The 24,633-nt window shown below is 43.2% G+C and carries 20 protein-coding genes; 10 read left to right on the top strand and 10 right to left on the bottom strand.

From position 1 onward, the window contains the following. Together RT143_RS07895 and RT143_RS07890 are read right to left on the bottom strand one after the other, a co-directional pair. The coding region (locus RT143_RS07895; protein WP_313092284.1) for a peptidylprolyl isomerase at positions 1 to 1,240 on the bottom strand (1,240 nt) is incomplete at its 3' end. Positions 1,241 to 1,497: 257 nt separating this feature from the next. Continuing rightward, on the bottom strand, positions 1,498 to 4,485 hold the full coding sequence (locus tag RT143_RS07890; RefSeq protein WP_313092283.1) for an LPS-assembly protein LptD: 2,988 nt from the start codon (positions 4,483 to 4,485) through the stop codon (positions 1,498 to 1,500). A gap of 165 nt (positions 4,486 to 4,650) precedes the next feature. Between RT143_RS07890 and RT143_RS07885 the strand changes: the two genes are divergently transcribed. From RT143_RS07885 to RT143_RS07870, 4 genes are all read left to right on the top strand, one after another. Then, a complete protein-coding gene (locus RT143_RS07885; protein ID WP_313092281.1) occupies positions 4,651 to 5,808 on the top strand; it encodes an aminoglycoside phosphotransferase family protein in 1,158 nt (385 codons plus the stop codon). A 6-nt stretch (positions 5,809 to 5,814) separates the two neighbouring features. Then, positions 5,815 to 6,513 carry an N-acetylmuramate alpha-1-phosphate uridylyltransferase MurU gene (gene murU / locus RT143_RS07880; RefSeq protein ID WP_313092279.1) on the top strand — a complete coding sequence of 233 codons (699 nt, stop codon included), beginning with the start codon at positions 5,815 to 5,817 and terminating at the stop codon, positions 6,511 to 6,513. Between the two features lie 178 nt (positions 6,514 to 6,691). Then, positions 6,692 to 8,689 carry a transketolase gene (gene tkt, locus RT143_RS07875; protein ID WP_313092277.1) on the top strand — a complete coding sequence of 666 codons (1,998 nt, stop codon included), beginning with the start codon at positions 6,692 to 6,694 and terminating at the stop codon, positions 8,687 to 8,689. A 70-nt stretch (positions 8,690 to 8,759) separates the two neighbouring features. Further along, complete coding sequence (locus tag RT143_RS07870; protein WP_050324394.1) at positions 8,760 to 9,251, top strand: hypothetical protein; 492 nt, start codon at positions 8,760 to 8,762, stop codon at positions 9,249 to 9,251. Here RT143_RS07870 and RT143_RS07865 read toward each other — a convergent pair. Together RT143_RS07865 and RT143_RS07860 are read right to left on the bottom strand one after the other, a co-directional pair. Beyond that, positions 9,240 to 10,031, bottom strand: a complete 792-nt coding sequence (locus RT143_RS07865; protein ID WP_313092275.1) for a UDP-2,3-diacylglucosamine diphosphatase — start codon at positions 10,029 to 10,031, stop codon at positions 9,240 to 9,242. The genes RT143_RS07870 and RT143_RS07865 overlap by 12 nt on opposite strands. A gap of 8 nt (positions 10,032 to 10,039) precedes the next feature. Then, positions 10,040 to 10,549 carry a peptidylprolyl isomerase gene (locus RT143_RS07860; RefSeq protein ID WP_036593522.1) on the bottom strand — a complete coding sequence of 170 codons (510 nt, stop codon included), beginning with the start codon at positions 10,547 to 10,549 and terminating at the stop codon, positions 10,040 to 10,042. A gap of 212 nt (positions 10,550 to 10,761) precedes the next feature. On the opposite strand from RT143_RS07860, the gene RT143_RS07855 reads away from it, so the two are divergent. Both RT143_RS07855 and RT143_RS07850 read left to right on the top strand, forming a co-directional pair. After that, positions 10,762 to 12,513 (top strand): glutamine--tRNA ligase/YqeY domain fusion protein, encoded by a 1,752-nt coding sequence (locus RT143_RS07855; protein ID WP_313092273.1) that lies wholly within the window; start codon positions 10,762 to 10,764, stop codon positions 12,511 to 12,513. Between the two features lie 356 nt (positions 12,514 to 12,869). Beyond that, complete coding sequence (locus RT143_RS07850) at positions 12,870 to 13,904, top strand: D-alanyl-D-alanine carboxypeptidase family protein (RefSeq protein ID WP_313092272.1); 1,035 nt, start codon at positions 12,870 to 12,872, stop codon at positions 13,902 to 13,904. A gap of 110 nt (positions 13,905 to 14,014) precedes the next feature. On the opposite strand, the gene RT143_RS07845 is transcribed toward RT143_RS07850, so the two are convergent. Beyond that, complete coding sequence (locus RT143_RS07845; RefSeq protein ID WP_128677914.1) at positions 14,015 to 14,341, bottom strand: TraR/DksA family transcriptional regulator; 327 nt, start codon at positions 14,339 to 14,341, stop codon at positions 14,015 to 14,017. 278 nt (positions 14,342 to 14,619) lie between these two features. On the opposite strand from RT143_RS07845, the gene RT143_RS07840 reads away from it, so the two are divergent. The 4 genes from RT143_RS07840 (at position 14,620) to ruvA (ending at position 18,385) form a co-directional block, all read left to right on the top strand. Next, positions 14,620 to 15,810 (top strand): phosphoglycerate kinase, encoded by a 1,191-nt coding sequence (locus RT143_RS07840; RefSeq protein WP_313092271.1) that lies wholly within the window; start codon positions 14,620 to 14,622, stop codon positions 15,808 to 15,810. 175 nt (positions 15,811 to 15,985) lie between these two features. After that, positions 15,986 to 16,390 carry a hypothetical protein gene (locus tag RT143_RS07835; RefSeq protein WP_007116727.1) on the top strand — a complete coding sequence of 135 codons (405 nt, stop codon included), beginning with the start codon at positions 15,986 to 15,988 and terminating at the stop codon, positions 16,388 to 16,390. Positions 16,391 to 16,601: 211 nt separating this feature from the next. After that, positions 16,602 to 17,639 (top strand): class II fructose-bisphosphate aldolase, encoded by a 1,038-nt coding sequence (gene fba, locus RT143_RS07830; protein ID WP_007116726.1) that lies wholly within the window; start codon positions 16,602 to 16,604, stop codon positions 17,637 to 17,639. A gap of 125 nt (positions 17,640 to 17,764) precedes the next feature. Beyond that, the gene (gene ruvA, locus RT143_RS07825; protein ID WP_313092269.1) at positions 17,765 to 18,385 is read left to right on the top strand and encodes a Holliday junction branch migration protein RuvA; all 621 of its coding nucleotides are present in this window, start codon (positions 17,765 to 17,767) and stop codon (positions 18,383 to 18,385) included. A gap of 52 nt (positions 18,386 to 18,437) precedes the next feature. Here the strand turns inward: ruvA and accC are convergent, their stop codons facing one another. From accC to RT143_RS07800, 5 genes are all read right to left on the bottom strand, one after another. Beyond that, positions 18,438 to 19,805 (bottom strand): acetyl-CoA carboxylase biotin carboxylase subunit, encoded by a 1,368-nt coding sequence (gene accC / locus RT143_RS07820; RefSeq protein ID WP_313092267.1) that lies wholly within the window; start codon positions 19,803 to 19,805, stop codon positions 18,438 to 18,440. A 56-nt stretch (positions 19,806 to 19,861) separates the two neighbouring features. Continuing rightward, positions 19,862 to 20,281, bottom strand: coding sequence for an acetyl-CoA carboxylase biotin carboxyl carrier protein (locus RT143_RS07815; protein ID WP_060995000.1), 420 nt, complete (start codon positions 20,279 to 20,281; stop codon positions 19,862 to 19,864). Positions 20,282 to 20,449: 168 nt separating this feature from the next. Next, positions 20,450 to 20,941, bottom strand: coding sequence for a type II 3-dehydroquinate dehydratase (gene aroQ / locus RT143_RS07810; RefSeq protein ID WP_313092265.1), 492 nt, complete (start codon positions 20,939 to 20,941; stop codon positions 20,450 to 20,452). 10 nt (positions 20,942 to 20,951) lie between these two features. After that, positions 20,952 to 22,133, bottom strand: a complete 1,182-nt coding sequence (locus tag RT143_RS07805) for a tRNA nucleotidyltransferase/poly(A) polymerase-related protein (RefSeq protein WP_313092264.1) — start codon at positions 22,131 to 22,133, stop codon at positions 20,952 to 20,954. Between the two features lie 83 nt (positions 22,134 to 22,216). Then, the gene (locus tag RT143_RS07800) at positions 22,217 to 24,523 is read right to left on the bottom strand and encodes an NADP-dependent malic enzyme (RefSeq protein ID WP_313092263.1); all 2,307 of its coding nucleotides are present in this window, start codon (positions 24,521 to 24,523) and stop codon (positions 22,217 to 22,219) included. Positions 24,524 to 24,633 lie beyond the last annotated feature (110 nt).

Raw genomic sequence — 24,633 nt, 5'->3', positions numbered from 1 at the left:
TATGGCGGGTATGCCATTGATCGATGATTTTTTGTTGACCACCGCGTTTATCTACGAGTTTAATCACGTTATAACCTTCTGCCGTGACAATCGGGTTGGTGACTTGCCCGACTTCAAGGGCGGTGATGTTTTTTGACAATTCTGTCGGTAACTCTGACGCGACGTGATAGCCCATATCGCCCCCTTGAATTTGCGCGTTATAGTTGGTTTGCGCGTCAGTCATGATTTGCTCAATATTGGCATTCTCAGCTTGCAAGTTTTTGGCAATTTCGGTGGCTACGGTCAGCGCTTTTTTCTTTTGTTTGTCGCTGGTTTTACCTGCGGCATCGGCTTCAAAAGGCACACGAATATGTAAGGTGCGATATTGTGATTTTTCTAAAGCGTTGCTCTCTGGTGATTTTAAGAAGTTATCGACATCTTGGTCTGAGATTTTGATACGGCTGGCAAGTTGCTGCTGCTGCAAGGTTTGTATCGCCAAGTCTTCACTGACTTTTTGACGCAATGCTTGGTAACTACCTGCGCGCTGGGCATCAAGTTTTTGCTGGAATTCGGCAAGGCTTGCGACCCCATTTTGTTGTGCTAAATTGGTCAACGCAGCATTCACTGCATTCTCTTCAGCTTGCAGTCCTTGGCGTTTGATGATATCAAGTTGAATTTGCTTAGTAATTAGCTGATCCAATACTTGCGGATAAAGTTGCTGTGCGGGTGGTACAGGTTTGTTTTGCGCTTGAAGCTGTGCAGAAGCTTGAGCAACCGCGCGATCTAACTGGCTGCGTAAAATAGGTGTGTCGTTGACAATAGCAATCACGCCATCAATGACCTGATTTTGCGAGTTGCTAGTGACGACAGGCGTTGGCTTGGCTGATGAGTTGGCGACCTCTGATACTACGGGCGCAGTTTGGGAGACAGCTGTTGCTGTTTTTTGAGTGGTAGGTTTTGAGCCGCTGGCTTTGCTGTCAGCTTTGACTGATTTGGCAGCGTTGGTGGTTTTGTTTGCTGTCACAGCTTTGGTTGATTTGCTTGTGGTTTGCGCTGCAGGTTTGGTACTAGATTTTTTGCTAGATTCCACCGTCGTTTTGCTGCTGGTTGTGTTGGTTTTAGTGGTTACCGCTGCTGCAGTCACGGCTTGCGCGTTCAATGTTGGCATGACCAATAGGGCGCCATATATCAAAGCGCTAGTGAGAGCAGATAGGGTGTTACGGGGAAAATTGGGTAAATTATGCATGACAGCATGGTTCATGGCATGTATCCTTAAAATAAAAACCAAAAAATAAAAAAAGTAAATTTGATCACTCAAAAAATTAGGGCAAAACAATTTCGATAAAATGGCTGGTCTTTGACCAAGTTTCTTACATCAAGTTGCTTAGATTTAGATGTTGCTAAGTAATGTTGCTAAGTTTGGGTCATTTTATACAATAATATTTGCTGGCGTATGTCTGTATGATAATAAATCCTAAAAAACCTCAAGTTTTAAGCAGTTTTTTGCGTAAAAGGCGTTTAGTATTTAGGGTCATAACCCAATACCCGATTACGCATCAGGCTAGCCAGTCGACCGTCACCTTTGTTGGATAACCCATTTAAGCTAATTTCTGCCATGATAGCGTGGTCAGCACTGTCTTTATCACTTAATTCATCATAATAACGGCGAGCATAAATCGATAAGCCATAACAACAGCTATCATAAGTAAAGCCCGCTAACACATCACTAAAACGACTTTTCTCATTGTCGTATTGGACAGCCCCTAAAAACTGCCAATTATCATTAATAGGCAAAACAGCAGAACCTGTGAAAGCAGAGAGGGCTTTTTGTCCAAATATACTCTCATTGCGTTTGATATAACCCAAGTTATAAAGGCTATTATAAGTTGGCGCATAGCGAAATTGGGTGTTGATATAGTTTAAATCAGCGTTGTCATCAACCGAGCCATCTAAATCCACCCAAAAATCTTGACGCGGTTGGGTGCTTACCTGAAAAACGGTACCGGTATTGTCAATTTTTAACCCATCATCGGTATTGTCAAGATGTACCCGAATATCACTAAAATAAATTTGTTTGCCCACGCTGGCATCCAAGCGAGTCAAACCATTGCCATCAATATAGCGATAATTTAATGAAGGGGTTAGATGATTGTTGTCGGGCAGGCGGTCATATCCCAAAAACCATGAATCTTCATACAATTGCGAAAAATTGAGCGATGCCAAACGGGTATTAAAGTTGGGTACATCAGTCTGGTCTTTATAGGGCGAGTACACATATTTTAGGCGCGGGCTTAATAACTGATAGCCGCCCAAGGATTCATCAAATTTACCAAACGGGGTGCCTGCTTTAAAGAAATTTAAGCCACTGTCAATACTAAACTGCGGTACAAAAATAGATTGGCTTTTGCTATTTTTATCCAATCCATTGGCATCCGCTGATCCTTGGTCAAATTGGGTGTAAAGGTGCTGTAAACTCACTGAAGGCGTCACGTATCCCCAAGTTCGCGTCATTGGGTAGGCGGCAGTGAGTTTGTTATACAGTCTGCCACCGCTTTGCTCAGGCGCAGAGCCATCATCGATTGGACGTTTAAAATAAGCAAAATCGCTGATACCCGTCAAATCAAATTGGGTCACCCATGGTACACGATATTTGACCGATAACTGCGGCAGACGGTCATACGGTTTGTCTTTATCCAAAATTTTGTCTGAATTGGTTAAATTACGATCCAGCGTTTGAAAGGTTTCAATCTTGGCAAGGGCAGTCAAATAGTCATTGTAATAATTGGCTTGAATGCGGCGGGGTAAATTTAATTGAACGGTTTCGTCACCCAAGGTCTCAAAATCGTTTAAAAATTTAGGGTCTGAGACATACTGGTATAGCGCGTCAATGGATAGGTTAGGGGTATCTTTTGACTGCCAATGATGATTATAATAAAAGCGCTTACGGTCTTCATCATCATATTGTTTGTCGTTTGGCAGATAAGAGCCTGTCAAGCTACCATAACCAAATTTTTCTGTCAGATAGCGAAACTCACCTGTCAACATCGGATTGCGGTCAGTAAAAATGGTTGGCGTGACAGTGGCATCGTAATTTGGCGCTAGATTAAAGTAATAAGGTAACTGTACATTAAAACTCCCTTCTGTACTAAAGCCGCCGCGTGGTAACAAAAAACCACTGGTGCGGCGATCGTCAATCGGAAAGTTAAAATACGGCAGGTACAATACCGGGGTATTTTTAACTTTTAACGTGGCATTATAGGCTTCACCGCGGCCCGTGTCGGTATTGATATCGATGTTTTTGGCATTGATTTGCCAAGTCGGATTGTCAGGCGCGCAGGTGGTAAACATGACATCGTCAATTTCAACACGGCTTTCATCGACTTTATTAAGCCGTTTGGCATAACCATACGCTTGTAGCGGTACGCTGGCAAACGCCACATCTTTGGCGGTTGCTTTGGTGCTATCCGTTTGGTACGCCAGTTCGTCAGCAACGGTAATCAGCCCCCCTTTTGGGCTATCTTTAAGGCTTACACGTGGGTTACCGTCTGTCGATTGGGTACTTTGCGCGGCATCCACCAACAAAACATTACCTTGAGCTGCTGCAATGCCATCTTGCACGTTAACGACCACTTTATCGGCAGAGATTTGCTGACGACCTTGGTTGATTTGCACATCGCCTGACAATTCAGCGTAGTTTTCATTGTCATAATAGCCATAGTCAGCCGAGGCATAAATTGGGAAGCTGCTATTGGGTTGGTCGGTAGCAGCTGCCGCTAATGCTTGCTGTTGATAGATGGTCGAAGTGGGATATACCCAGTTGCCATGACACATGGCGTCTTTTCGGGTGGCTGCTTTTGATTGCGTATTTGCTTGAGCACCCGACTGTTGACTATCAGGCGTGAGCGGGTTCAGTAAATTTGGATTAGCATTTGGATTAGCAACCGTGGCGCTAGTATCGTCCGTGGTTTGCTGGGTTTTGGGTTGATAAAAGGTTTTGAGCTTATCTAGACTGGCTTGCTGCTGTTGATTTGGGGTAAAGTTGGGACGAGTACGCGCAGAGTTTGGTTTGACGTCAGGCGCGCTAATCGGCGTGATACCTTGATTGGTGGTTACATCGACAGCAGTGGCGTTGTCTGCTGTGGTGGCGATACTACTATCGGTATCGGGCGTTGCAGCTGAGGCATCAAGGTTTTGTTTTTTAATACTCTGTGTTTCAGGGCTTTGTGCCTCAATACTTTGTGAGTCAATGTTTTGAGCTGCTGTGCTTTGTGCTGCCGCTGTATCAGTCGATTCCGTAACGGCGGTTGTCGGCAACACCGCCGCAAGCGCTGAGGTTGAATACAAAGTAGTGAACATCGCGCCAAGCGTCATCGCTAAAACGTTGGTATGTCGATAAATTTGGTGTAATGATTGATGCAGACGTGTGGGCTGGGTTGGCAAAGACGAATGTGAAGTTAAACGATTAGAAGTTGACGAAATAGGCGACAATTTCACAGATTTTTTCATTAGACATTTACCAAAGACGCAATATAAAAACCTTCACATCATATCACTAGCGTCATCAATATACTATTGCAAAAGATGTTTAAAATTGCAAACATGTTAGACGCCACTTGAGAGATACGCAGATTTTCGGTAGCATAACTTATTTTTATTGAGTAAGCCCACGTTATGAACCATTCCGCCGCACAACTTGCCAATCAAGACCCTTGCGATAGCGTAGCTTCGCCATCAAATACCGAGCCACTTAAACAACAGCCACTTGAACAACAATCACTTAAGCAACAGCCACTTAAACAACAGTCACGTGAACAACAGCTGCACACTTGGTTGACCCAAGTTTTTCAAAATCAGTCATTGCAGCATGAAAAAATACCTGGTGATGCCAGCTTTCGCAGCTATCATCGCTTAACCGTCGACAATCAACACTATATCGTGATGGATGCGCCGCCAGCAAAAGAATCGGTGAAAGAATTTATCGCCGTGGACAATTTAATGGCAGGTCATGTGCATGTGCCAAAAATGATTGCCACGGATGAACAGCAAGGTTTTATCGTCCTTGAGGATTTGGGAAACACGGATTTTGCCGATGTCATCGCCAAAGATTTAACGGATGCAGGCGAGCTGGTAAAAACTGCGCGCTATTATCATCAGGCAATGCAGGCAATTTTGGCGATTCAAAAGATTGATATCAATGATGCCAAAGCCGTTATCCCAAGTTACGATGATGCCTTGCTGCACCGAGAAATGGGCTTGTTTAGCGAGTGGTTTTTACCTTATATCGGCGTGACGATGACCCCAGACTTAGAGACGCTGTGGCAAGATTTGCAGTCTAATATTATCCAGCAAGTCATCGCTCAGCCTCAAGTGGTGGTGCACCGTGATTTTCACAGCCGTAATTTGATGGTATTAAATCACAGCGATGAGTTGGGCGTGATTGATTTTCAAGATGCCGTCATCGGTGCCTATACCTATGATTTGGCGTCTTTATTGCGAGATGCCTATATCAATTATGATGAAACATGGGTAAACACGCATCTGGCTCATTATCACCAATTGGCGCAAATTGACAAAAGCTTGGCAGAGTTTACCGTGGATTTTAATATCATGAGTATGCAGCGTCATCTTAAAGTGTTGGGAATTTTTGTACGTTTGTTCGAGCGAGATGGCAAAGACCGTTATTTGGTCAACCTGCCCAAAGTTTTCAATGATTTATTAACTTGTCTAAAAGCTATCAGCCAAAGGGATGAGCATCATACTTTTGATAAATTTGCTGATTGGATGACAGCCGTTGTTGAACCTGCTTTTCATCAAAAAATCCAAGGATAAAAACCCATGTCAACCACCATCACCCAAGCCATGATTTTATCCGCGGGTAAAGGCACTCGGCTGCGCCCTTTAACCTTGACCACGCCAAAACCACTTGTCGAAGTCGGCGGGCAACCGCTTATCGTGTGGCATATCAAAGCACTCAAACAAGCAGGTATCACCGACATCACCATCAATGTGTCATGGCTTGCTGACAAACTGCTAAATGCAATCGGGGATGGCAGTCAATTCGGTGTCACCATTCATTGGTCGATTGAGCCAGAAGAACCGCTTGAGACAGCAGGCGGTATCAAGATGGCTTTGGCTACTGGTAAATTAAAAGACCAGCCATTTATCTTGGTCAATGGGGATGTGTGGACGCCTTTTGATTTTGCTCAACTAACTCAGCTTCAGTTAAACGATTCGCAGGCTTATTTGCTACTCACCGACCAAGCGACGCATAACCCAACTGGCGATTTTGCCTTAGAAAATGGCATGGTCAAGGTAGAAGGTACGCCAAAATATACCTTTGCAGGGATTAGTGTGATGTCACCAAGATTATTGGATACGGTCAAGACAGGGGAGACTGCGCCGCTTGCGCCAATACTTAAACAAGCCATGCAAGCAGGTTTGGTAATGGGGGATTTGCTGAGCGATGCGTGGGTCGATGTAGGTACGCTTGAGCGTTTAGAAAATTTGAACCAAAAATTGTCGACTAAAAAGTGATTTGGCAGAAAATTTCATCTTTTGCCATTTTGCTTTTATTTGAAAGCCGAGCAAACTAAACGGTTAAAGCTAAAAAAATGACCCAAAACTGTGATAAAATTTGTCACAGTTTTATTTTTAGCATGTTACATACGACAAAATTTAATTCTGTAATTAATTCTGTACTATAGGAAAGCCAATGACCACCCCAATTTCTGAACGTCGTCTTGCCAACGCCATCCGTACCCTAGCTTTTGAAGCGGTGCAAAAAGCCAATTCTGGACATCCAGGCGCGCCGATGGGCATGGCAGATATCGCTGAAGTGTTATGGCGTAAGTTTTTAAAGCACAATCCAACCGACCCAAATTGGCTAAATCGCGACCGTTTTGTGCTTTCAAATGGTCATGGCTCAATGCTGCAGTACGCTTTGCTGCACTTGACAGGGTATGACGTTAGCATTGAGGATATCAAAAATTTCCGCCAATTGCACTCTAAAACCCCCGGTCACCCTGAATATGGCTATACCGCAGGTGTGGAAACTACCACAGGTCCGTTGGGTCAAGGGATTGCCAACGCCGTAGGTTTTGCGATTGCAGAAAAAACCCTAGCCGCGCAATTTAACCGAGATGGTCACCAAGTCATCGACCACCAAACCTATTGCTTTTTAGGTGATGGCTGTTTGATGGAAGGTATTAGCCATGAAGTTTGCTCATTAGCCGGTACGCTGCAGCTGGGCAAATTGGTTGTCTACTATGATGACAACGGTATTTCGATTGATGGTGACGTTGAAGGCTGGTTTTCAGATGACACCCAAAAACGTTTTGAAGCTTATGGCTGGCAAGTGCAAAAAGTTGACGGTCACGATACCGATGCCATCACCCAAGCGACCCAAAATGCTATAGCTGAAAAAAATAAACCCTCACTTATCATCTGTAAAACCGTGATTGGCGCAGGTTCACCCAACAAGCAAGGCTTGGAGGCCTCACATGGCGCACCCCTTGGCGCGGATGAAATCTTGCTTACCCGTCAAGCACTCAAGTGGGATCACGAAGCCTTTGAACTGCCAGACGATATTTATGAAGGGTGGGACTGTACAGTTAAAGGTCAAGCGCTACAACAATCATGGGAAAGTGAATTCGATGCTTATAAAGACGCTTACCCAGAGCTTGCCAGTGAATTGCTTCGCCGTGTGAATGGTGACTTGCCAGCAAATTTTGAGACACAAGCCCAAGAATTTATTAAGGCGTGTCAAGATAACCCAGAAAACATTGCAACGCGTAAAGCCAGCCAAAATTCAATCAATGCCTTGCAGCCATTATTGCCAGAGCTGCTTGGCGGTTCTGCTGATTTGGCAGGGTCAAATCTGACTTGGTTTAAAAATGCCAAAGCGATTGAAGATGATGCGGCAGGTAACTATATTCACTATGGTGTGCGTGAATTTGGTATGACGGCGATTGCCAATGGTATAGCCTTATATGGCGGCTTTATTCCGTATGTGGCAACGTTCTTGATGTTTATGGAATATGCACGCAATGCAGTGCGTATGTCCGCCTTGATGAAACAACGCGTCATTAATGTCTATACTCACGACTCAATCGGTCTGGGTGAAGATGGACCTACTCACCAACCTGTCGAGCAGTTGTCAAGTCTGCGTGCCACCCCAAACCTACATACTTGGCGCCCGTGTGATACGGTTGAGTCAGCTGTGGCATGGGTAGAAGCGTTGAAAGCAAAATCAACGCCATCTGCGCTGATTTTTAGCCGTCAAAACCTACCGCACCAAGCGCGAGATATCGAGCAAGTAGCCAATATTGCCAAAGGTGGTTATGTGCTAGCCAAAGAACAAGGCGAGCTACGTGCCATCATCATCGCCACAGGTTCAGAGATTGAGCTTGCCATGAATGCTTACACTGAATTGACTGCCGAAGGTTTGGGCGTGCGCGTTGTATCAATGCCCTGTGCTGAAGTGTTTGCCAAACAAGAAATCAACTACCGTGACAGTGTGTTGCCACCGCAAGTGCGTGCACGTGTGGCGGTTGAAGCCAGCCATATCGATTATTGGTACAAGTTTGTAGGGCTTGATGGTAAAGTCGTGGGTATGACCACCTTTGGTGAGTCTGCCCCTGCCAAAGACTTGTTCCCATACTTTAACATCACCACTGATGCGGTCATTCAAGCCGTGAAAGCGGTTGTATAATTTTTAAAATATTGTTTGGTAAATTAAAACGTGCTATATTTTTTAGCACGTTTTTTTTTGCAAGGTTTCAATGACAATTTCAATCATTATTAGCATAGTTTCTCTTATAATTGCAGTGGCTTCAATGTCGATTAACTATTGGCTTTGGCGAAAAATAAATCGTCCTGTAGTTACGGCTAGAATTTCTTCAAAGGAAACAAATAGCCCAGCAATAAACTTGCTGGTTGAAAATACAGGTAATATGCCTGCAAAAAATATAAAAATAATTTCCAACAGAAAAGATGTTTTATCTTGTTTAAATGGTGAAAAGATACCTAACGATGTAAATGAAGTTTTATTTAAAGATACAATTATTCCAGTTTTAGCTAATGGGAAAGTCGCAACAACAGGATTCTGGGCGTTTGGAGCCAAAGAATTTAAAGAAAATAGTGATAGATGGCGTTCTGGAGCAGTTCTGCCTATTATCATTGAGTATTACAATTTTGAAGGAAGAAAATTTATAGAAAAATCTGAATTAAGATTTGCACCTGACAATGCGTTCGCATTTTATTCATGGAGCTAATAAAGCTAATTGAATTGTCTCATTCATAGTGACAGCAATAAAAGCATTAACACTGTTATCATTCAACCGCCAATCGCCAAGCACCAACCGTTGTTTATCGCCAATTTGATGAACAGCAGGGCGATGAGTATGCCCATGAATCAGGATATCGGCTTTTTGCAAGGCTTGTTTCACGGCTTGTTTATTGACATCCATGATTTGCAGGGATTTTTTGGCATTATCAGTTTTGCTTTTTTGGCGTAAATCTTGCGCGATTTGTTGGCGTTTTTTTATAGGTAGCGCGAGCAAAATTTTTTTAGTGATAGGATGTTGGATGATTTTGCGAAAGCGTTGGTAACCTTTATCATCGGTGCACAGCGCATCGCCATGTTCTAGGCGAACTTTTCTGCCATTGAATGTCAAATAAAACGGCTCAAAAATCAATTGCCCGCCAAACTTGTCGCAAAATTGCTGCCCAAGCAGAAAATCCCGATTACCATGCATGACAAAAATCTGGCAGTTTTTATCGGATAATGTTTTGAGCTTTTCTATAATCGGTTGAAGCGCATCTGTTAAGGTGTCTGTATCGGCAACATCATCCCCTAGCCAAGCTTCAAACCAATCACCGAGAATAAAAAACTGTTTTAGATTAGGCAATAAAGCCAGTTTATCCAAAAAATCTAAAAAAGCCTGCCCTAAAGGATTAGTGGCAGGCTCATTCATGCTCAAATGTAAGTCACTGATAACAACCTGCGCAATGGCAGAGGGATTATCGGTGACCAAATCTGTAAAACTTTGCATACAAAAAATTATTTCTCAATTACTTTTGCATGGGTAATCACCACAGGCGTGGTTGGTACATCAGCGTGGAAGCCGTATTTACCAGTCGGTACACCTTTGATTTTATTGACAATGTCCATGCCTTCAGTCACTTTACCAAACACCGCATAACCCCAACCTTGTGGGTTTTTGCCCGAGAAGTTTAGGAAGCTATTATCTTTTACATTGATAAAAAACTGCGCGGTCGCTGAATGTGGGTCAGAAGTACGTGCCATCGCAATCGTGCCGACTTCATTTTTTAAACCATTATCCGCTTCGTTTTGGATTGGGGCATTGGTAGATTTTTCTTTCATGTTGGCGTCCATACCGCCACCTTGAATCATAAAACCGTCAATGACGCGGTGAAAAATCGTGCCATCATAATGACCTGATTTAACGTATTCTAAGAAGTTTGCCACAGTGTTGGGGGCTTTTTCTTGATTGAGTTCGATAACGATGTTACCCATGGTGGTTTCTAATTCTACATATGGCATATCCATTGTGTGCTCCTAATGGTTTTTATGGTTAAAAAAACGTATCTTGCAATTGTTGTGGCTATCCTAGCGATTTTCAATCAAAAAGTCAGTATTTAGTTTGCAAAGTTGGCAAAATTAAATGTTTCAATTAAATTCATTTAAGTTTTTTCAATGTCAAAAAACTGCTAGAATGGCAGATTAGTTCACCATTTTTGTAATAGGTAAGGGGCACCCAAATGACGGCGACGACCGACAAAAATACAAAAACCGACGATACAGCAACCAATAGTGAAAAAAATGACTTTATCCGTGCGATCGTACGCGATGACCTTGCTTCGCAAAAATATAGCCAGATTGTGACCCGTTTTCCACCTGAGCCCAATGGCTACTTACATTTGGGTCATGTCAAATCTATTTGTCTCAACTTTGGGCTTGCCAAGGAGTTTGCAGGGCTGTGTAACCTACGGTTTGATGACACCAATCCTGATGCTGAAGATCAGGAGTTTGTAGATAATATCAAAGATGATGTCAAATGGCTCGGTTTTGATTGGGCAGGCGAGGCTCGCTATGCGTCTAGTTATTTTGGTCAATTGTATGATTGGGCGGTGAAATTAATCAAACAAGGCGATGCCTATGTTGATTTGCAAAGTCCTGAGGATATTCGTGAAAACCGCGGTAATTTTGGTCAAGCAGGTAAAAATTCACCTTACCGTGATGCCAGTGTTGAAGAGAATTTGCAACGTTTTGACGATATGAAACTTGGCAAATATGGCAACGGTGAAGCGGTGCTTCGTGCCAAAATCGACATGGCAAGCCCCAATATGAATATGCGCGATCCAATTTTGTATCGTGTCATGCACCAAGCGCATCACCAAACAGGCGATGATTGGTGTATTTATCCCATGTACGATTATGCTCACCCGTTGTCAGATGCAATCGAAGGTATTACGCATTCGATTTGTACCCTAGAATTTGAAGACCACCGTCCGTTTTATGACTGGGTGGTAGATAAAGTGGGCTTTAACAATGAACCGCACCAATATGAATTTGCCCGCCTTAACGTAAACCATATTTTGACCAGTAAACGCAAACTTAAAAAACTGGTCGAAGATGACTTGGTGAGCGGCTGGGACGATCCGCGTATGCCGACAATTGCCGGTATGCGCCGCCGTGGTTATACCCCTGAAGGGTTGCGGGATTTTTGTGACCGTGTAGGCGTCAGCAAGTCAGACGGTGTGGTGGATTGTGGCTTACTCGAGTTTAGTATTCGTAACTCATTAGAGCATGTGAATCGTGCCATGGCGGTACTAAGCCCACTAAAAGTGACGATTACCAATTTTGATGAAGCCGTCGCCAATGTTGAAACACTCAAAAAAGACAGTGTAAAAACTAAACTCGACAATGGGGTTTTATGGTTGACCCAGCCTAAAAATAGCCATGATGACAGCCAAGGTATGCGTGACATTCCCTTCACCAAAGAAATTTATATTGATAAAGGGGATTTTGAAATCACGCCGCCTGAGGGCTATAAACGCTTGTCACCGCAAAACCCAGAAATCCGCTTACGCAATAGTTATGTGCTAAAGATTGAGGAGCACATCACTGACGAAAATGGCGAAGTGGTGGGGCTAACAGCGACTATTGACCCAAAAACGTTGGGCAACAATCCAGAAGGTCGTAAAGTTAAAGGTGTGATACATTGGGTGTCAGCCAGTCTAGGTGTACCCGCGAAGGTACGTCTGTATGAGCAGCTTTTTACCCAAGAAGACCCTGCCAAGATTGACATCAATAATTTAGCTGCAGAGATTAACCCTAACTCGCTACGTGAAGTAGATGCCATTGTCGAGCCTTCTTTATCACAAGTCAATGCAGGCGAGCGTTTCCAATTTGAACGCGAAGGGTTTTTTGTGGCAGATAGTAAAGACTATTCACCAGAGCATTTGGTGTTTAACCGTATTGTGACCTTAAAAGACAGTTTCAAACCATAAATCATCTTTAACTTATAAATTAGCTGGCATAGCAATATGTCAGCTTTTTTTATAAAAGGATATCTTAACCTATTGTTACTTATGGTTTTATTATTGTATTAGCTAAACGGTTTTGTTATTTTTTTACATGCGTAATATTTGTACTGTGCTAAACTACTCATCGTAAATTTAAGTCAGTCTTGCGTAATCAATCCGTTATTCTTGTTAGATTTTGTAACTTTTAATGGCTTGATTTTAATGGCTATTAGGCTTAATGTATCATTGTTCCTCTGTTTTTCGTAAATATATTGGTAGTTTTGGTAACTGTATGCTCTATCCAACAGCAAGTTAACCATGATTTGATTGAGAGTGTTGAAATGAAAACATTGTTAAAGAAAACGTTGTTAGGTGCTGTGATTGCACTGGTTGGCGTACAAAGTAATGCTGAATTAAATATGCAGACAGGTAGCCAGGCTAAAGTCAGTTGGGGTGGGCAGGGTAGTTTAGATAAAGCCCGTGCTATCATGTATAACAGCACACCACAGACGACAAGTTTTAATAGCGGTAATTATAATAATTATAACAATTCATACAGTGAGGATGATAGCTACAATCCAGCTTGGTCTCAAGACACCACGCGGGCTTCGGGCAGCTATTTTGCCAACTCCAAAGGTGCTCTGGTAGTAGATGCGTTAACGGGCAATACCATTTATGAAAAAAATGCTGATATCGCCCGTCCAATTGCCTCAATCAGTAAATTGATGACGGCTGTGGTGGTGGCGGAATCAGGCGCTAACATGAGCGAAACATTGACGATTAGTCCATTAGATTTCAAAACCCCAAAACAATCGGGCAGTGACCGTCTAAAAGTTGGCGATCAGCTTAATCGTGCTGAAATGCTACTGATGATGATGATGAAATCAGAAAATCCCGCGGCTAAAGCATTAGCACGTACTGACCCTATGGGCTATGACAATTTTATCAGCCGTATGAACCAAAAAGCGCGTGAATTGGGGATGACGCAAACCCGTTATTATGACCCATCGGGTTTGGATTCTCGGAATGTGGCATCACCGCGTGATTTGGCAATTTTGGCGCGCTATGCTTATAAGCATAATTTAATTAGCCAGTTTAGTACCACGCCTAGCCGCCAATTTGGCGTAAATAATATCAATTCAGGTTATCGCACGATTGCAGCGCGCAGTACCAATTACATGGTACGTGACGGTCTATACAATATTGGCCTATCAAAAACGGGGTATATTCGTGAAGCGGGTAACTGTGTTTTGTTTGAAACCAATGTCGGTAATCGTCCAGCCATCGTAGTGTTATTGGGCGCCAATGACTCAAAAACCCGTTGGAACGATGCAGAAAATATTATTGCTAATTTAAGCATGCGCCGATTCACCTAATCAATTCGCAGTTTACTGACTGATTTTTTGATAAAAAAGCAAGGATAACTGTCCTTGCTTTTTTATGGGTGCAAAACTACCAAAACCAGCTATTTGGTGTGTTTTATAAGCTATTTAGCGTGTTTCATACAAGTGGTGGCAAAGGGTACTGCTTCTAAGCGCGCGGGCTCGATTTCTTCACCACTCACAGCGCAAATACCGTAAGTCCCATTTTCTATACGAAGTAAGGCATTATTCACCAATTCAAGGTTTTGCTGGGCTTCGACTAGCAAGTTTTTACGTACATCGTTTTGCTCATTAATCACCGCTTGGTCATCCCAATCTTGGGTCATATCCGTATCAGGATTTTGCATATCATGTTGGATTTTATGCACGCGAGTTTGGTATTCTTGTTTTAGGTCAAGTAATCGTTGTTTTGCTTTGTCAAGGTCAACCATACGGCCTCCAATTTTATAATAAAATATTGAACGCAGTGCTGCGTTCATGTTTTTGTTATTATAAGCTTATCATCAAGACTCTTGTTAATAAAGTAGTAATATAGTAGTCATACCGTGTTATCACCGCGCGCAGCATTAGTTGATAGCATCAATAATGTTAAAAATACTCAAAATATGCTAATCTACGCTTATTTTTTTATTCAATTTTTGTTGTCATGTGACGACGTTTTATCAACCCCTACGGGTCACCATCCTGTTGTTAACTTAGAGGTTAATCCATGCAATTTGCTCGTTTAAACGATATTGATGTTTCTGGCAAAACAGTTTTGATTCGCGAAGATTTAAATGTACCGTTAAAAGATGGCAAAATTGCCAATGATGCCCGCTTAAAAGCAAGCTTACCCACCATTCAGTTGGCTTTAGATAAAGGCGCAGCGGTTATCGTTTGTTCACATCTAGGTCGCCCCGACCCATCAAACCCTGAAGCCAAATATTCATTGCAGCCAGTCGCAGATTATTTGGGTGATGCTCTGGGCAAACCTGTCAAATTAGTGACCGATTATGCCCAAAATAATGTGACAGTAGCCCCAGGTGAAGTTGTGCTACTGGAAAATGTACGTTTTAATGCGGGTGAGAAGAAAAATGATGCCGCTTTATCTGAACGCTACGCCGCTTTATGTGATGTATTTGTGATGGATGCTTTTGGTACTGCTCACCGTGCTGAAGCGTCGACAGAAGGCGTTATCGCCAAAGCAAAGATTGCCTGTGCAGGCCCATTATTGGCGGCAGAACTTGATGCATTAGCCAAAGCTTTAGATAACCCGGCCAAGCCCATGCTTGCGATTGTTGGTGGCTCGAAAGTTTCTACCAAATTGGATGTGCTTAAATCATTGGCAAAAATCTGTGACCAAATCATTGTGGGTGGTGGTATTGCCAATACATTCTTGGCAGCCAAAGGTGCCAATGTCGGTGCATCGCTATATGAAGCGGACATGGTAGAAACGGCGAAAAGCATTATGCAAGAAACCAATGTATTGCTACCTGACGAAGTGGTCGTCGCCCAAAAATCACAGATTGATTTTGATGATTTTTTGGGCTCGCTAGAATCTGCCGATGCCGTAACCAAATCGGTCGATACCATTGCAGATGATGAAATGATTCTAGACATTAGTGCAAACAGTGCGGCGAAACTTGCCGATGCGATTAAAAATGCCAAAACCATCTTATGGAATGGACCTGTCGGCGTATTTGAAGTCGATAAATTTGGTGAAGGTACCAAAATCGTCAGTGAAGCAGTCGCAGCAAGTGCAGGCTTTAGCATTGCAGGCGGTGGTGATACGCTCGCTGCGATTGATAAATACAAGGTCGCCGATAAAGTAAGCTACACATCAACAGGGGGCGGGGCGTTCTTAGAATTTGTGGAAGGTAAAACATTACCTGCCGTGCACGCACTGAGCCAACGTGCCTAAATTCTAATAATCATTATCATTAATTCAGCGATTTAAATTTATCATGGCTGAATTAATGTAATGTTAAGTTAATATTTGTATTTTAAACATTGTAATTAATTGCACTAAAAATATATTGTCGATAAGATATTATGCAAGTATGTATACCCATATGTTTGGCGTTTAAGGAATGAATATGTTAAAACGTAATTTAGTATTGGCAACTTTATTAGCCACTTTATCAATTACTGCGTGTAGTAAAAAAACGGAAGAAGCCGCAGCTAACGGTCAGCCTGAAGCTGCAGCGAGCGCAGCGGGTCAAGACATTAAAGATGCGACTGCAAGTGCCGCTAGCGCAACAGCAAATGCAGGTGACGCAGTTGCCAGTGCTGCTACCACGGGTGCCGCGGTTGCCCAAGGCGCAGCAATCAACGCGACTGAAGCTGTTGCCAATGGTGCCGCCCAAGCTACCGAAAACGTAGCCTCTGCTGTAGCGACTGGTGCAGCCAATGTAGCACAAGGTGCAGAAGCGGTTAAAAACGATGCAGCAAATAGCAACACTGATATCCAAACCACGGTACCAGAAAAACAAAAATATTAATTTTAGCATTTACTCTAAAAGAGCCCCAAAATTATTTTGGGGCTTTTTGATTGGGTTAGGCATGTTGTCATGATATCTATCATCGCAAAGTTATTTTTTTTGAATTCAAATTGTAGTGCACTTCTGTTATACTCAAGCCTTGTCCAACACGGCAAAACCCAGTTTTTCTAAAATTTTCAATTGATTATTAACTTTACTAAGAGAAAGTAATATGGCTTTGATTTCTTTGCGTCAGCTTTTAGACCATGCAGCAGAAAACAACTATGGTGTTCCTGCATTTAACGTCAATAACTTAGAGCAAATGCGTGCCATTATGATGGCAGCCGATGAAACCAATTCACCCGTAATTGTGCAAGCCTCGGCAGGCGCACGCAAATACGCGGGTGCTCCATTTTTACGCCATCTTATTTTGTCTGCCATTGAAGAGTGGCCACATATTCCAGTGGTTATGCACCAAGACCATGGTACCAGTCCAGAGGTTTGCCAACGCTCAATCCAACTGGGTTTTTCATCGGTGATGATGGATGGCTCGTTAAAAAGTGATGGTAAAACCCCTGCAGATTATGATTATAATGTGGCAGTGACGCGTGAAGTGGTAAAACTCTCTCACGCTTGTGGCGTATCAGTAGAAGGTGAAATTGGCGTTTTAGGTAGTCTTGAAACGGGTATGGCTGGTGAAGAAGATGGCGTAGGGGCAGAAGGTAAACTTGACCACTCACAGCTGTTAACCAGTGCCGATGAAGCTGAGCAATTTGTTAACGATACCCATGTGGATGCACTTGCGATTGCAGTCGGCACTAGCCATGGGGCGTATAAATTTACCCGACCACCTACCGATGATATCTTATCGATTGCACGTATTAAAGAGATTCATGCCCGCATTCCTAATACTCACCTCGTGATGCATGGCTCTTCAAGTGTGCCACAAGAATGGCTCAAAGTGATTAATGAAAATGGCGGCAATATCGGTGAGACTTATGGTGTGCCAGTTGAGCAAATCGTAGAAGCCATCAAACATGGTGTACGTAAAGTCAATATCGACACCGATTTACGTTTAGCATCAACGGGTGCCATTCGCAAATTCCTCGCTGAAAACCCAGCAGAATTTGACCCACGCAAATATTTTGCCAAAACCATCGATGCCATGAAAGCGGTTTGTATCGATCGCTATACCGCATTTGGTACGGCGGGTAATGCGGATAAAATTCGCCCAATTAGTCTAGAAAAAATGGTTAGTTTCTATAACTAAACACTAGAACTAAAGTTTTAGCAAATGACTAAAAAGCATGACATTCAAGAGAGCATGACATTTAAGTGGGTTGACTGAGGTTGCCCACTTTTTTATTGGATTAAATTATTTGTAGTGAGTTATCAATGATAGGATTAATTCAAGGGCAAGTGCATCATCTAATGGCACCTACGGTAGTGGTGATGACAACAGCGGGCGTTGGGTATGAAATTGAGATGCCGCTCAATGCATTTTGCCAAGTACAATTAAATCAGTCCGTCACCTTGTGGACACATTTTTTGGTACGCGAGGATGCTCAGTTGTTATTTGGGTTTTTAAGCCATAGCGATCGGGAAGTGTTTAGACTGTTGCTTAAAGTCAATGGGGTGGGGGCAAAGATGGCGTTGGCAATGATGTCAACCGTAACGGTGCAGGAGTTGCACCAGTTTGTGATGAACAATGATGAGCTGGCATTGACGCGTATCCCAGGGGTTGGCAAAAAAACCGCACAGCGATTGATTGTTGAATTAAAAGACAAAATCAAGCACTTAGGTGATACGTCAGGTTTTGCCCCTTCATTGCCATTAGAGACCGATAATGGTAATGAGGGCATTATTATTGCTGAAGTCGAAGCGGGGTTAATTGCACTAGGTTATCGCGATAAAGAAGCGCAAGCTGCGATAAAACTGGCAAAATCTGCCATTGATTCACCGTTAACCATCCAAAGTCTGCTTAAGGCATCTCTGAAAAATTTGGCGATGAATTAAAATTGCATAAAAAAAAGAGGCTCAAATGACCCTCTTTTTTTAACCGTTAAATTTATTCTTTTTCGGTTTTTGACGCATCTGGCTGGGATAATAAGTTTTTTTCTAGATAATGAATGTTTTGTGCTTGTTTACAAAATGCCTTATCTTGCAAAATTACATCGCGATGCAACGGCACATTGGTTTTTATGCCGGTGATAATCAGCTCATCAAGGGCATGACGAAGCTTGGCAATCGCTTGTTCACGGGTTTGCCCATGACAGATTAATTTGCCAATCAATGAGTCGTAAAAGGTTGGAATAGCATAGTTGGGATAAAGGTGCGAGTCAAAACGTACACCGCTACCGTTTGGCATAAAAAAGTGGGTCACCGTACCCGGTGAGGGCATGAAAGTCACAGGGTCTTCGGCATTGATACGGCACTCGATGGCATGACCGCGAATTTCTATTTCGTTTTGACGATACGATAACCCATAGCCAGATGCGATTTTGAGTTGTTCAACCACCACATCAATGCCGGTAATCATCTCGGTGACAGGGTGCTCAACCTGTACGCGGGTATTCATCTCAATAAAGAAAAATTGCTCGTCTTCATATAAAAATTCAAACGTCCCTGCACCGCGATAGTTAATTTGCTCACAAGCGCGGACGCAAGCTTGCAAAATGGGCTCTTTGATATCATCAGGAATCTCTGGGGCAGGGGCTTCTTCAAGCACTTTTTGGTGACGACGTTGTAGCGAGCAATCGCGATCAAATAAATGAATGGCATTGCCTTCGCCATCACCTAAAACTTGCACTTCGACGTGGCGTGGATTTTTTAAAAAGCGCTCCATATAGACGCTATCATCCCCAAACCACAATTCGGCTTCTTGTTTGGCGGCTTGTACTTGAGACAATAACTGCTCAAGGCGTTCAACCACGCGCATACCACGACCACCACCACCCGCTGCCGCTTTGATTAACAGGGGAAAACCAATGGCTTTAGCTTGTTCTTCAGCGTTAGCCAGAGTGACGCTACCCACTGAGCCAGGGACGGTAGGCACACCGGCTTTTTTCATGGCGTTGATAGCGGATATTTTGTTACCCATTAAGCGAATGTGCTCAGGCGCAGGACCTACGAAGGTTAGCCCTGCCTCTTCCACGCGTTCGGCAAATTCAGCATTTTCAGATAAAAACCCATAGCCTGGGTGAATGGCATCAGCGCCAGAGATTTCTGCGGCTGTTAAGATAGTATCGATATTGAGATAGCTTTGACTGGCATTTGGCTTGCCAATACAGATGGATTCGTCAACGAATCGAAGGTGCATCAAGTTGTCATCTGCAGTTGAGTAGACGCCCACCGTTTGGATGCCAAGCTGCTTACAAGCGCGAACAATGCGAAGTGCAATTTCACCACGATTGGCGATCAGTAATTTTTTTATCATTGCTATCCCTAATTTTTATCGATAATCAAACTTCAAATAGACAAAAAAGTTAAAAATTAAGACTCGTAACGGACAATCGGTTGACCAAATTGCACCACATCGCCGTTTTGTACCAAGATTTCTGCAATGATACCGCTTTGGGTTGCTTCAAGCGGGTTCATAATTTTCATGGCTTCAATAATGCCTAAACTATCGCCTGCTTGTACTTGTTGACCGACCTTGATAAATGGCGCGTCATTAGGACTCGGTGCAACATAATACACCCCAACCATCGGTGATGTTTCTACCATGCCAGATTTTACAGGGGCAGCATTAGCGGTTGTCGTGGTGGCTGTAGTTGCTGTGACGGGTTGAACATTCGCTTGGGGTAAATGGCGGGAAATAGAGACCTTTTTATCGCCATCTTGTACGGTTAATTCTGCTAACGTTCGCTCTTCCATTAAGTCAATAAGTTGTTTGATTTTACTTATATCCATATCCTAACTACCTTAAAATTATACGCTTTATAGACTACTAATTCATAGATTGCCGTATTGTAACAAGATTTTTCTAAAATAAATAGATATAGCAGGGTATATTTGTGTACGTTTGTACACTTAAAATTTGCTGCCATGTTGCTATTGATTTTAGGCTAGATTGTATTGCTACTGATATTTCTGAACCAAATAATTAAACGCTGCGGTATAACCAAAAGCGCCCATACCACAGATGACGGCTTCAGCTTTGTCACTAAAATAAGAATGCTGTCGAAATGGCTCACGCGTGTGGATATTGGAAAGATGAACTTCTATAAAAGGTTTATTTACGGCGAGTAGCGCATCGCGAATTGCCACCGATGTGTGAGTAAAGGCAGCGGGATTGATGATAATCGCGTCAATCTGCTCGTCAGGATTTGTGGTCAACAAACCGTGATGATGGATTTTATCAATGAGGGCAGATTCTTGATTTGTTTGAAAACAGGTGAGTTTGACTTGATGATTGCTGGCTAATTGTCTTATATCATCTTCAATATTTTGTAGGGTTTGAAATCCGTAGATTTCTGGTTCTCGCTTGCCAAGCAAATTAAGATTGGGACCATTTAATACTAACACATGGGTTAGTTGGGTCTTTGTTGCTATTGCTGTCGTTGTCGTCATGATGCTTCCTTTATCGTGGCTGATTTAAAATTTCCTCAAGTTTTTGCAACCTTAACTTGTCAATGGCTTCACCGATCTCTTTGCCGGTCAGCTCGCTTGCCACATCTTTGGCAGAAATTTGAGTTAATTGTGTTTTGATGGTGGTTAATAGCGCGGTTTGTTTGACCTGTTGATAAAGATGAACGACTTTCAAGGCTTGCTCTAAAAGTGAGGTATCTTTAAGGCTATTACTTAATCTTAACAGCGCAAACAATTGGTCTGCAGTTAAGTGATTAAAATTTTTTAATTCATCAAAGTGCTCAAGAATAAATAACCCCAATCGCTCAGTGTTTTTTGGTACCTTTAAACCTTGGCAAAATTCTAAATACTCAGTGGTTGGGTTATTGTGTTGCTGATCAGACTTAAAGCAGGTTGCAACCAAAGCAAACTTCATGATGTTGTCCGCTTGTTGCTCTCCCGCCATGCGCAGAGCAGATAACATCAATTGCCATTGGCTAGGATTATTATTGGATGCTTGATACAGTTTTGGCATAATGACATCGAGGACATTGAGCTGATAAAGCGTGTCAAAATAAATATCCGACCAAGCCTGCGTTAATGCTTTTGACGTCTCTGACCATACCCGCTCAGCGACAAGATGACTCAGCTCACCTGCGGCCTTCATTTGGCTGGTAAGTTTCGTGGTTGATTCATCGACTGTAAATCCAAGTGGCGCATAACGACTGGCAAAACGAGCAAGGCGCAATACGCGTACCGGATCTTCTGCAAAAGCGGCGGACACATGGCGTAATTTTTTTTGGTTAATATCTGCTAAGCCACCATACGGGTCGATAATATCGCGCGCATCAAATTTGCCCCGTTTAAAACTGCAGTCAAACAAGCCATTAACTTGTATGGCCATGGCATTGATGGTGAGATCGCGCCTGATTAAATCTTCTTCTAAGGTGACGGCGGCGTCAGCGTATACCTTAAAACCAAGATAGCCGTTACCGCTTTTGCGTTCCGTGCGAGCCAGTGCATATTCGTCATGGGTCTTTGGATGTAAAAAAACCGGAAAATCGGCACCTACCTGCGAAAATCCCAATTCAAGCATCTGCTCAGGCGTTGCGCCGACTACCACATAATCGTGTTCAGTGACCTCGCGCGCTAATACATAATCGCGTACCGCACCACCGACCAAATAAACTTGCATGACCACCCCGATGTTTTATCTAAATTAAACCCATAAAAAAACCAGTTTAGAGCACTAAACTGGTTTTATCAATCAACACAAAATTATTTTGCCAATTCTTGCGCTTGCGTTACCGCTACAGCAGTCATGTTGACGATACGACGTGCTGTCGCAGAAGATGTCAAGATATGTACAGGTCGTTGCGCTCCCAATAACAATGGACCGACAGTGACACTATTGGTCGCCGTTTTTAGCAAGTTAAATGCGATGTTAGCCGCATCTAAGTCTGGCATGATGAGTAGGTTGGCTGAACCTGTCAACTTGCTAAATGGGAATGAGGTATGGCGGATACGGTCATCAAGCGCGGTATCACCATGCATTTCACCGTCAAACTCAAAATCAACATTCATATCGGTCAGTAAATCATAGACTTGACGCATTTTTTTGGCGCTTTCAAAGTCAGATGAACCAAAGTTTGAATGTGATAACAATGCCACACGCGGTTCAAGACCAAAGCGGCGGACTTCTTGCGCTGCTAATACTGTCATTTCTGCTAGTTGTTCAGCGCTTGGGTCTTCATGCACATAAGTGTCAGCAATGAACAAGTTACGACCTTGAATCAATAAGGCATTTAACGCATAAAAATCTTTAGCATCTGCTTGTTTTTTGATGACGTTTTGCACGTAGTTTAAGTGCAAGTGGTATGAACCAAAAGTACCACAAATCATACCGTCAGCATCGCCACGTTCAACCATTAGCGCGCCAATCAAAGAAGTTTTACGGCGAACATCACGACGTGCCAATTCAACCGTCACACCATTGCGTTTGTTCATCTCATAATAAAACTGCCAGTAGTCTTTGTAACGTGGGTCGCTTTCGATGTTGACTAGGTCATAATTTTCACCCGCCACCATACGTAAGCCCAACCGTTGGATTTGGTTGGCAATAATGGTTGGACGACCGACCAAGATAGGTTTTGCCAAGCCTTCATCCACCACAACTTGCACTGCCCGTAATACGTTTTCATCCTCACCTTCACAGTAAACGATACGTTTTGGTTCTTGTTTGGCACGGGTGAAAATAGGTTTCATTAGGAACGCAGAGTTATAAACGAACTCTGAGAGTTTATCGCGATAAGCACGCATGTTTTCGATGGGTAGCGTGGCAACGCCAGAATCCATCGCCGCTTTGGCAACCGCTGGTGCAATCTCCAAAATCAAATTTGGCTCTAACGGCCCCGGAATTAAGTATTCACGACCAAAACGTTGGGTTTCATCCACCGTTTTTTGACCTTTTTGTGGGGTGGCTTCCACATGTGCCATGGCAGCAATAGCTCGCACGCAAGCAATTTTCATTTCTTCGTTAACGGTTGTGGCACCGACGTCAAGCGCCCCACGGAAGATATAGGGGAAACATAGTGCGTTGTTTACTTGGTTTGGATAGTCAGAGCGACCTGTGGCGATAATCGCATCGGGACGCACCGCTTTGGCGTCTTCAGGTAGGATTTCTGGGTTTGGATTGGCGAGGGCAAAGATAATGGGATCTTGCGCCATGCGTTTTACCATATCTTGGGTCAGCATGCCAGCGGCAGAGAGACCTAAGAACATGTCCGCGCCTTCAATCACATCCGATAAGGTTTTGGCTTCGGTATCGCGGGCATAACGCTGTTTTGACTCATCGAGGTTTGCCCGGTTGCTGGTGATGATGCCTTTTGAATCGCCTACAAAGATGTGTTCTTTTTTGGCGCCCAACGCACAAATCAAATCCAAACAAGAAATCGCTGCAGCACCTGCACCAGATACCACAATTTTGATTTCTTCGATTTTTTTGCCGGTAATTTGTAGCGCGTTTAATAACGCGGCAGACGCAATAATCGCGGTGCCATGTTGGTCATCATGGAACACAGGAATATTCATGCGTTTACGCAGTTCTTTTTCAATATAAAAACACTCAGGGGCTTTGATATCTTCAAGATTGATACCGCCGAAGGTGGGCTCTAAAGAGGCAATCGCTTCGATGAATTTATCTGGATCGTTTTGTGCCACTTCAATGTCAAACACATCAATGCCGGCAAATTTTTTGAACAGCACGCCTTTACCTTCCATCACAGGTTTTGACGCCAAAGGACCGATATTGCCCAATCCTAGAACAGCGGTACCATTTGTCACCACACCAACTAAGTTGCTACGAGCGGTATAAAGCGCGGCTTTTTTGGGGTCTTTTTCAATTTCTAGACAAGGTACGGCAACGCCAGGCGAATAGGCAAGTGCCAAATCCCGTTGGTTGGCAAGTGCCTTGATGGGGGTAACAGAAATTTTACCTGGGCGTGGATTGGCATGATAATGCAAGGCGGCTTGTTCAAATAATTCTTTGTCTGATAAGCCATTGTTGGTCGGCGATAATTTATCCATAATATCCTTCGTTGCGACAGTCGTTTTCGAATCGTAGTGTTCGCTATTCTAGCACTATTGACAGATTGATGACTAGTTGAGTACCGGCAAAAAATAAAACTAGTTAGGTA

This window comes from Moraxella sp. CTOTU48268 (genome assembly GCF_032069585.1).
GTDB classification, from domain to species: domain Bacteria; phylum Pseudomonadota; class Gammaproteobacteria; order Pseudomonadales; family Moraxellaceae; genus Faucicola; species Faucicola cinerea.
Note: the sequence above shows the minus strand (reverse complement) of the source record. Positions and strands in the feature narration are given on the sequence as shown.

Coding starts and splice junctions, on each gene's coding strand:
- RT143_RS07890 (WP_313092283.1), bottom strand. CDS start 4,485: ATGAAAAAATCTGTGAAATTGTCGCCTATTTCGTCAACTTCTAATCGT.
- RT143_RS07885 (WP_313092281.1), top strand. CDS start 4,651: ATGAACCATTCCGCCGCACAACTTGCCAATCAAGACCCTTGCGATAGC.
- murU (WP_313092279.1), top strand. CDS start 5,815: ATGTCAACCACCATCACCCAAGCCATGATTTTATCCGCGGGTAAAGGC.
- tkt (WP_313092277.1), top strand. CDS start 6,692: ATGACCACCCCAATTTCTGAACGTCGTCTTGCCAACGCCATCCGTACC.
- RT143_RS07870 (WP_050324394.1), top strand. CDS start 8,760: ATGACAATTTCAATCATTATTAGCATAGTTTCTCTTATAATTGCAGTG.
- RT143_RS07865 (WP_313092275.1), bottom strand. CDS start 10,031: ATGCAAAGTTTTACAGATTTGGTCACCGATAATCCCTCTGCCATTGCG.
- RT143_RS07860 (WP_036593522.1), bottom strand. CDS start 10,549: ATGGATATGCCATATGTAGAATTAGAAACCACCATGGGTAACATCGTT.
- RT143_RS07855 (WP_313092273.1), top strand. CDS start 10,762: ATGACGGCGACGACCGACAAAAATACAAAAACCGACGATACAGCAACC.
- RT143_RS07850 (WP_313092272.1), top strand. CDS start 12,870: ATGAAAACATTGTTAAAGAAAACGTTGTTAGGTGCTGTGATTGCACTG.
- RT143_RS07845 (WP_128677914.1), bottom strand. CDS start 14,341: ATGGTTGACCTTGACAAAGCAAAACAACGATTACTTGACCTAAAACAA.
- RT143_RS07840 (WP_313092271.1), top strand. CDS start 14,620: ATGCAATTTGCTCGTTTAAACGATATTGATGTTTCTGGCAAAACAGTT.
- RT143_RS07835 (WP_007116727.1), top strand. CDS start 15,986: ATGTTAAAACGTAATTTAGTATTGGCAACTTTATTAGCCACTTTATCA.
- fba (WP_007116726.1), top strand. CDS start 16,602: ATGGCTTTGATTTCTTTGCGTCAGCTTTTAGACCATGCAGCAGAAAAC.
- ruvA (WP_313092269.1), top strand. CDS start 17,765: ATGATAGGATTAATTCAAGGGCAAGTGCATCATCTAATGGCACCTACG.
- accC (WP_313092267.1), bottom strand. CDS start 19,805: ATGATAAAAAAATTACTGATCGCCAATCGTGGTGAAATTGCACTTCGC.
- RT143_RS07815 (WP_060995000.1), bottom strand. CDS start 20,281: ATGGATATAAGTAAAATCAAACAACTTATTGACTTAATGGAAGAGCGA.
- aroQ (WP_313092265.1), bottom strand. CDS start 20,941: ATGACGACAACGACAGCAATAGCAACAAAGACCCAACTAACCCATGTG.
- RT143_RS07805 (WP_313092264.1), bottom strand. CDS start 22,133: ATGCAAGTTTATTTGGTCGGTGGTGCGGTACGCGATTATGTATTAGCG.
- RT143_RS07800 (WP_313092263.1), bottom strand. CDS start 24,523: ATGGATAAATTATCGCCGACCAACAATGGCTTATCAGACAAAGAATTA.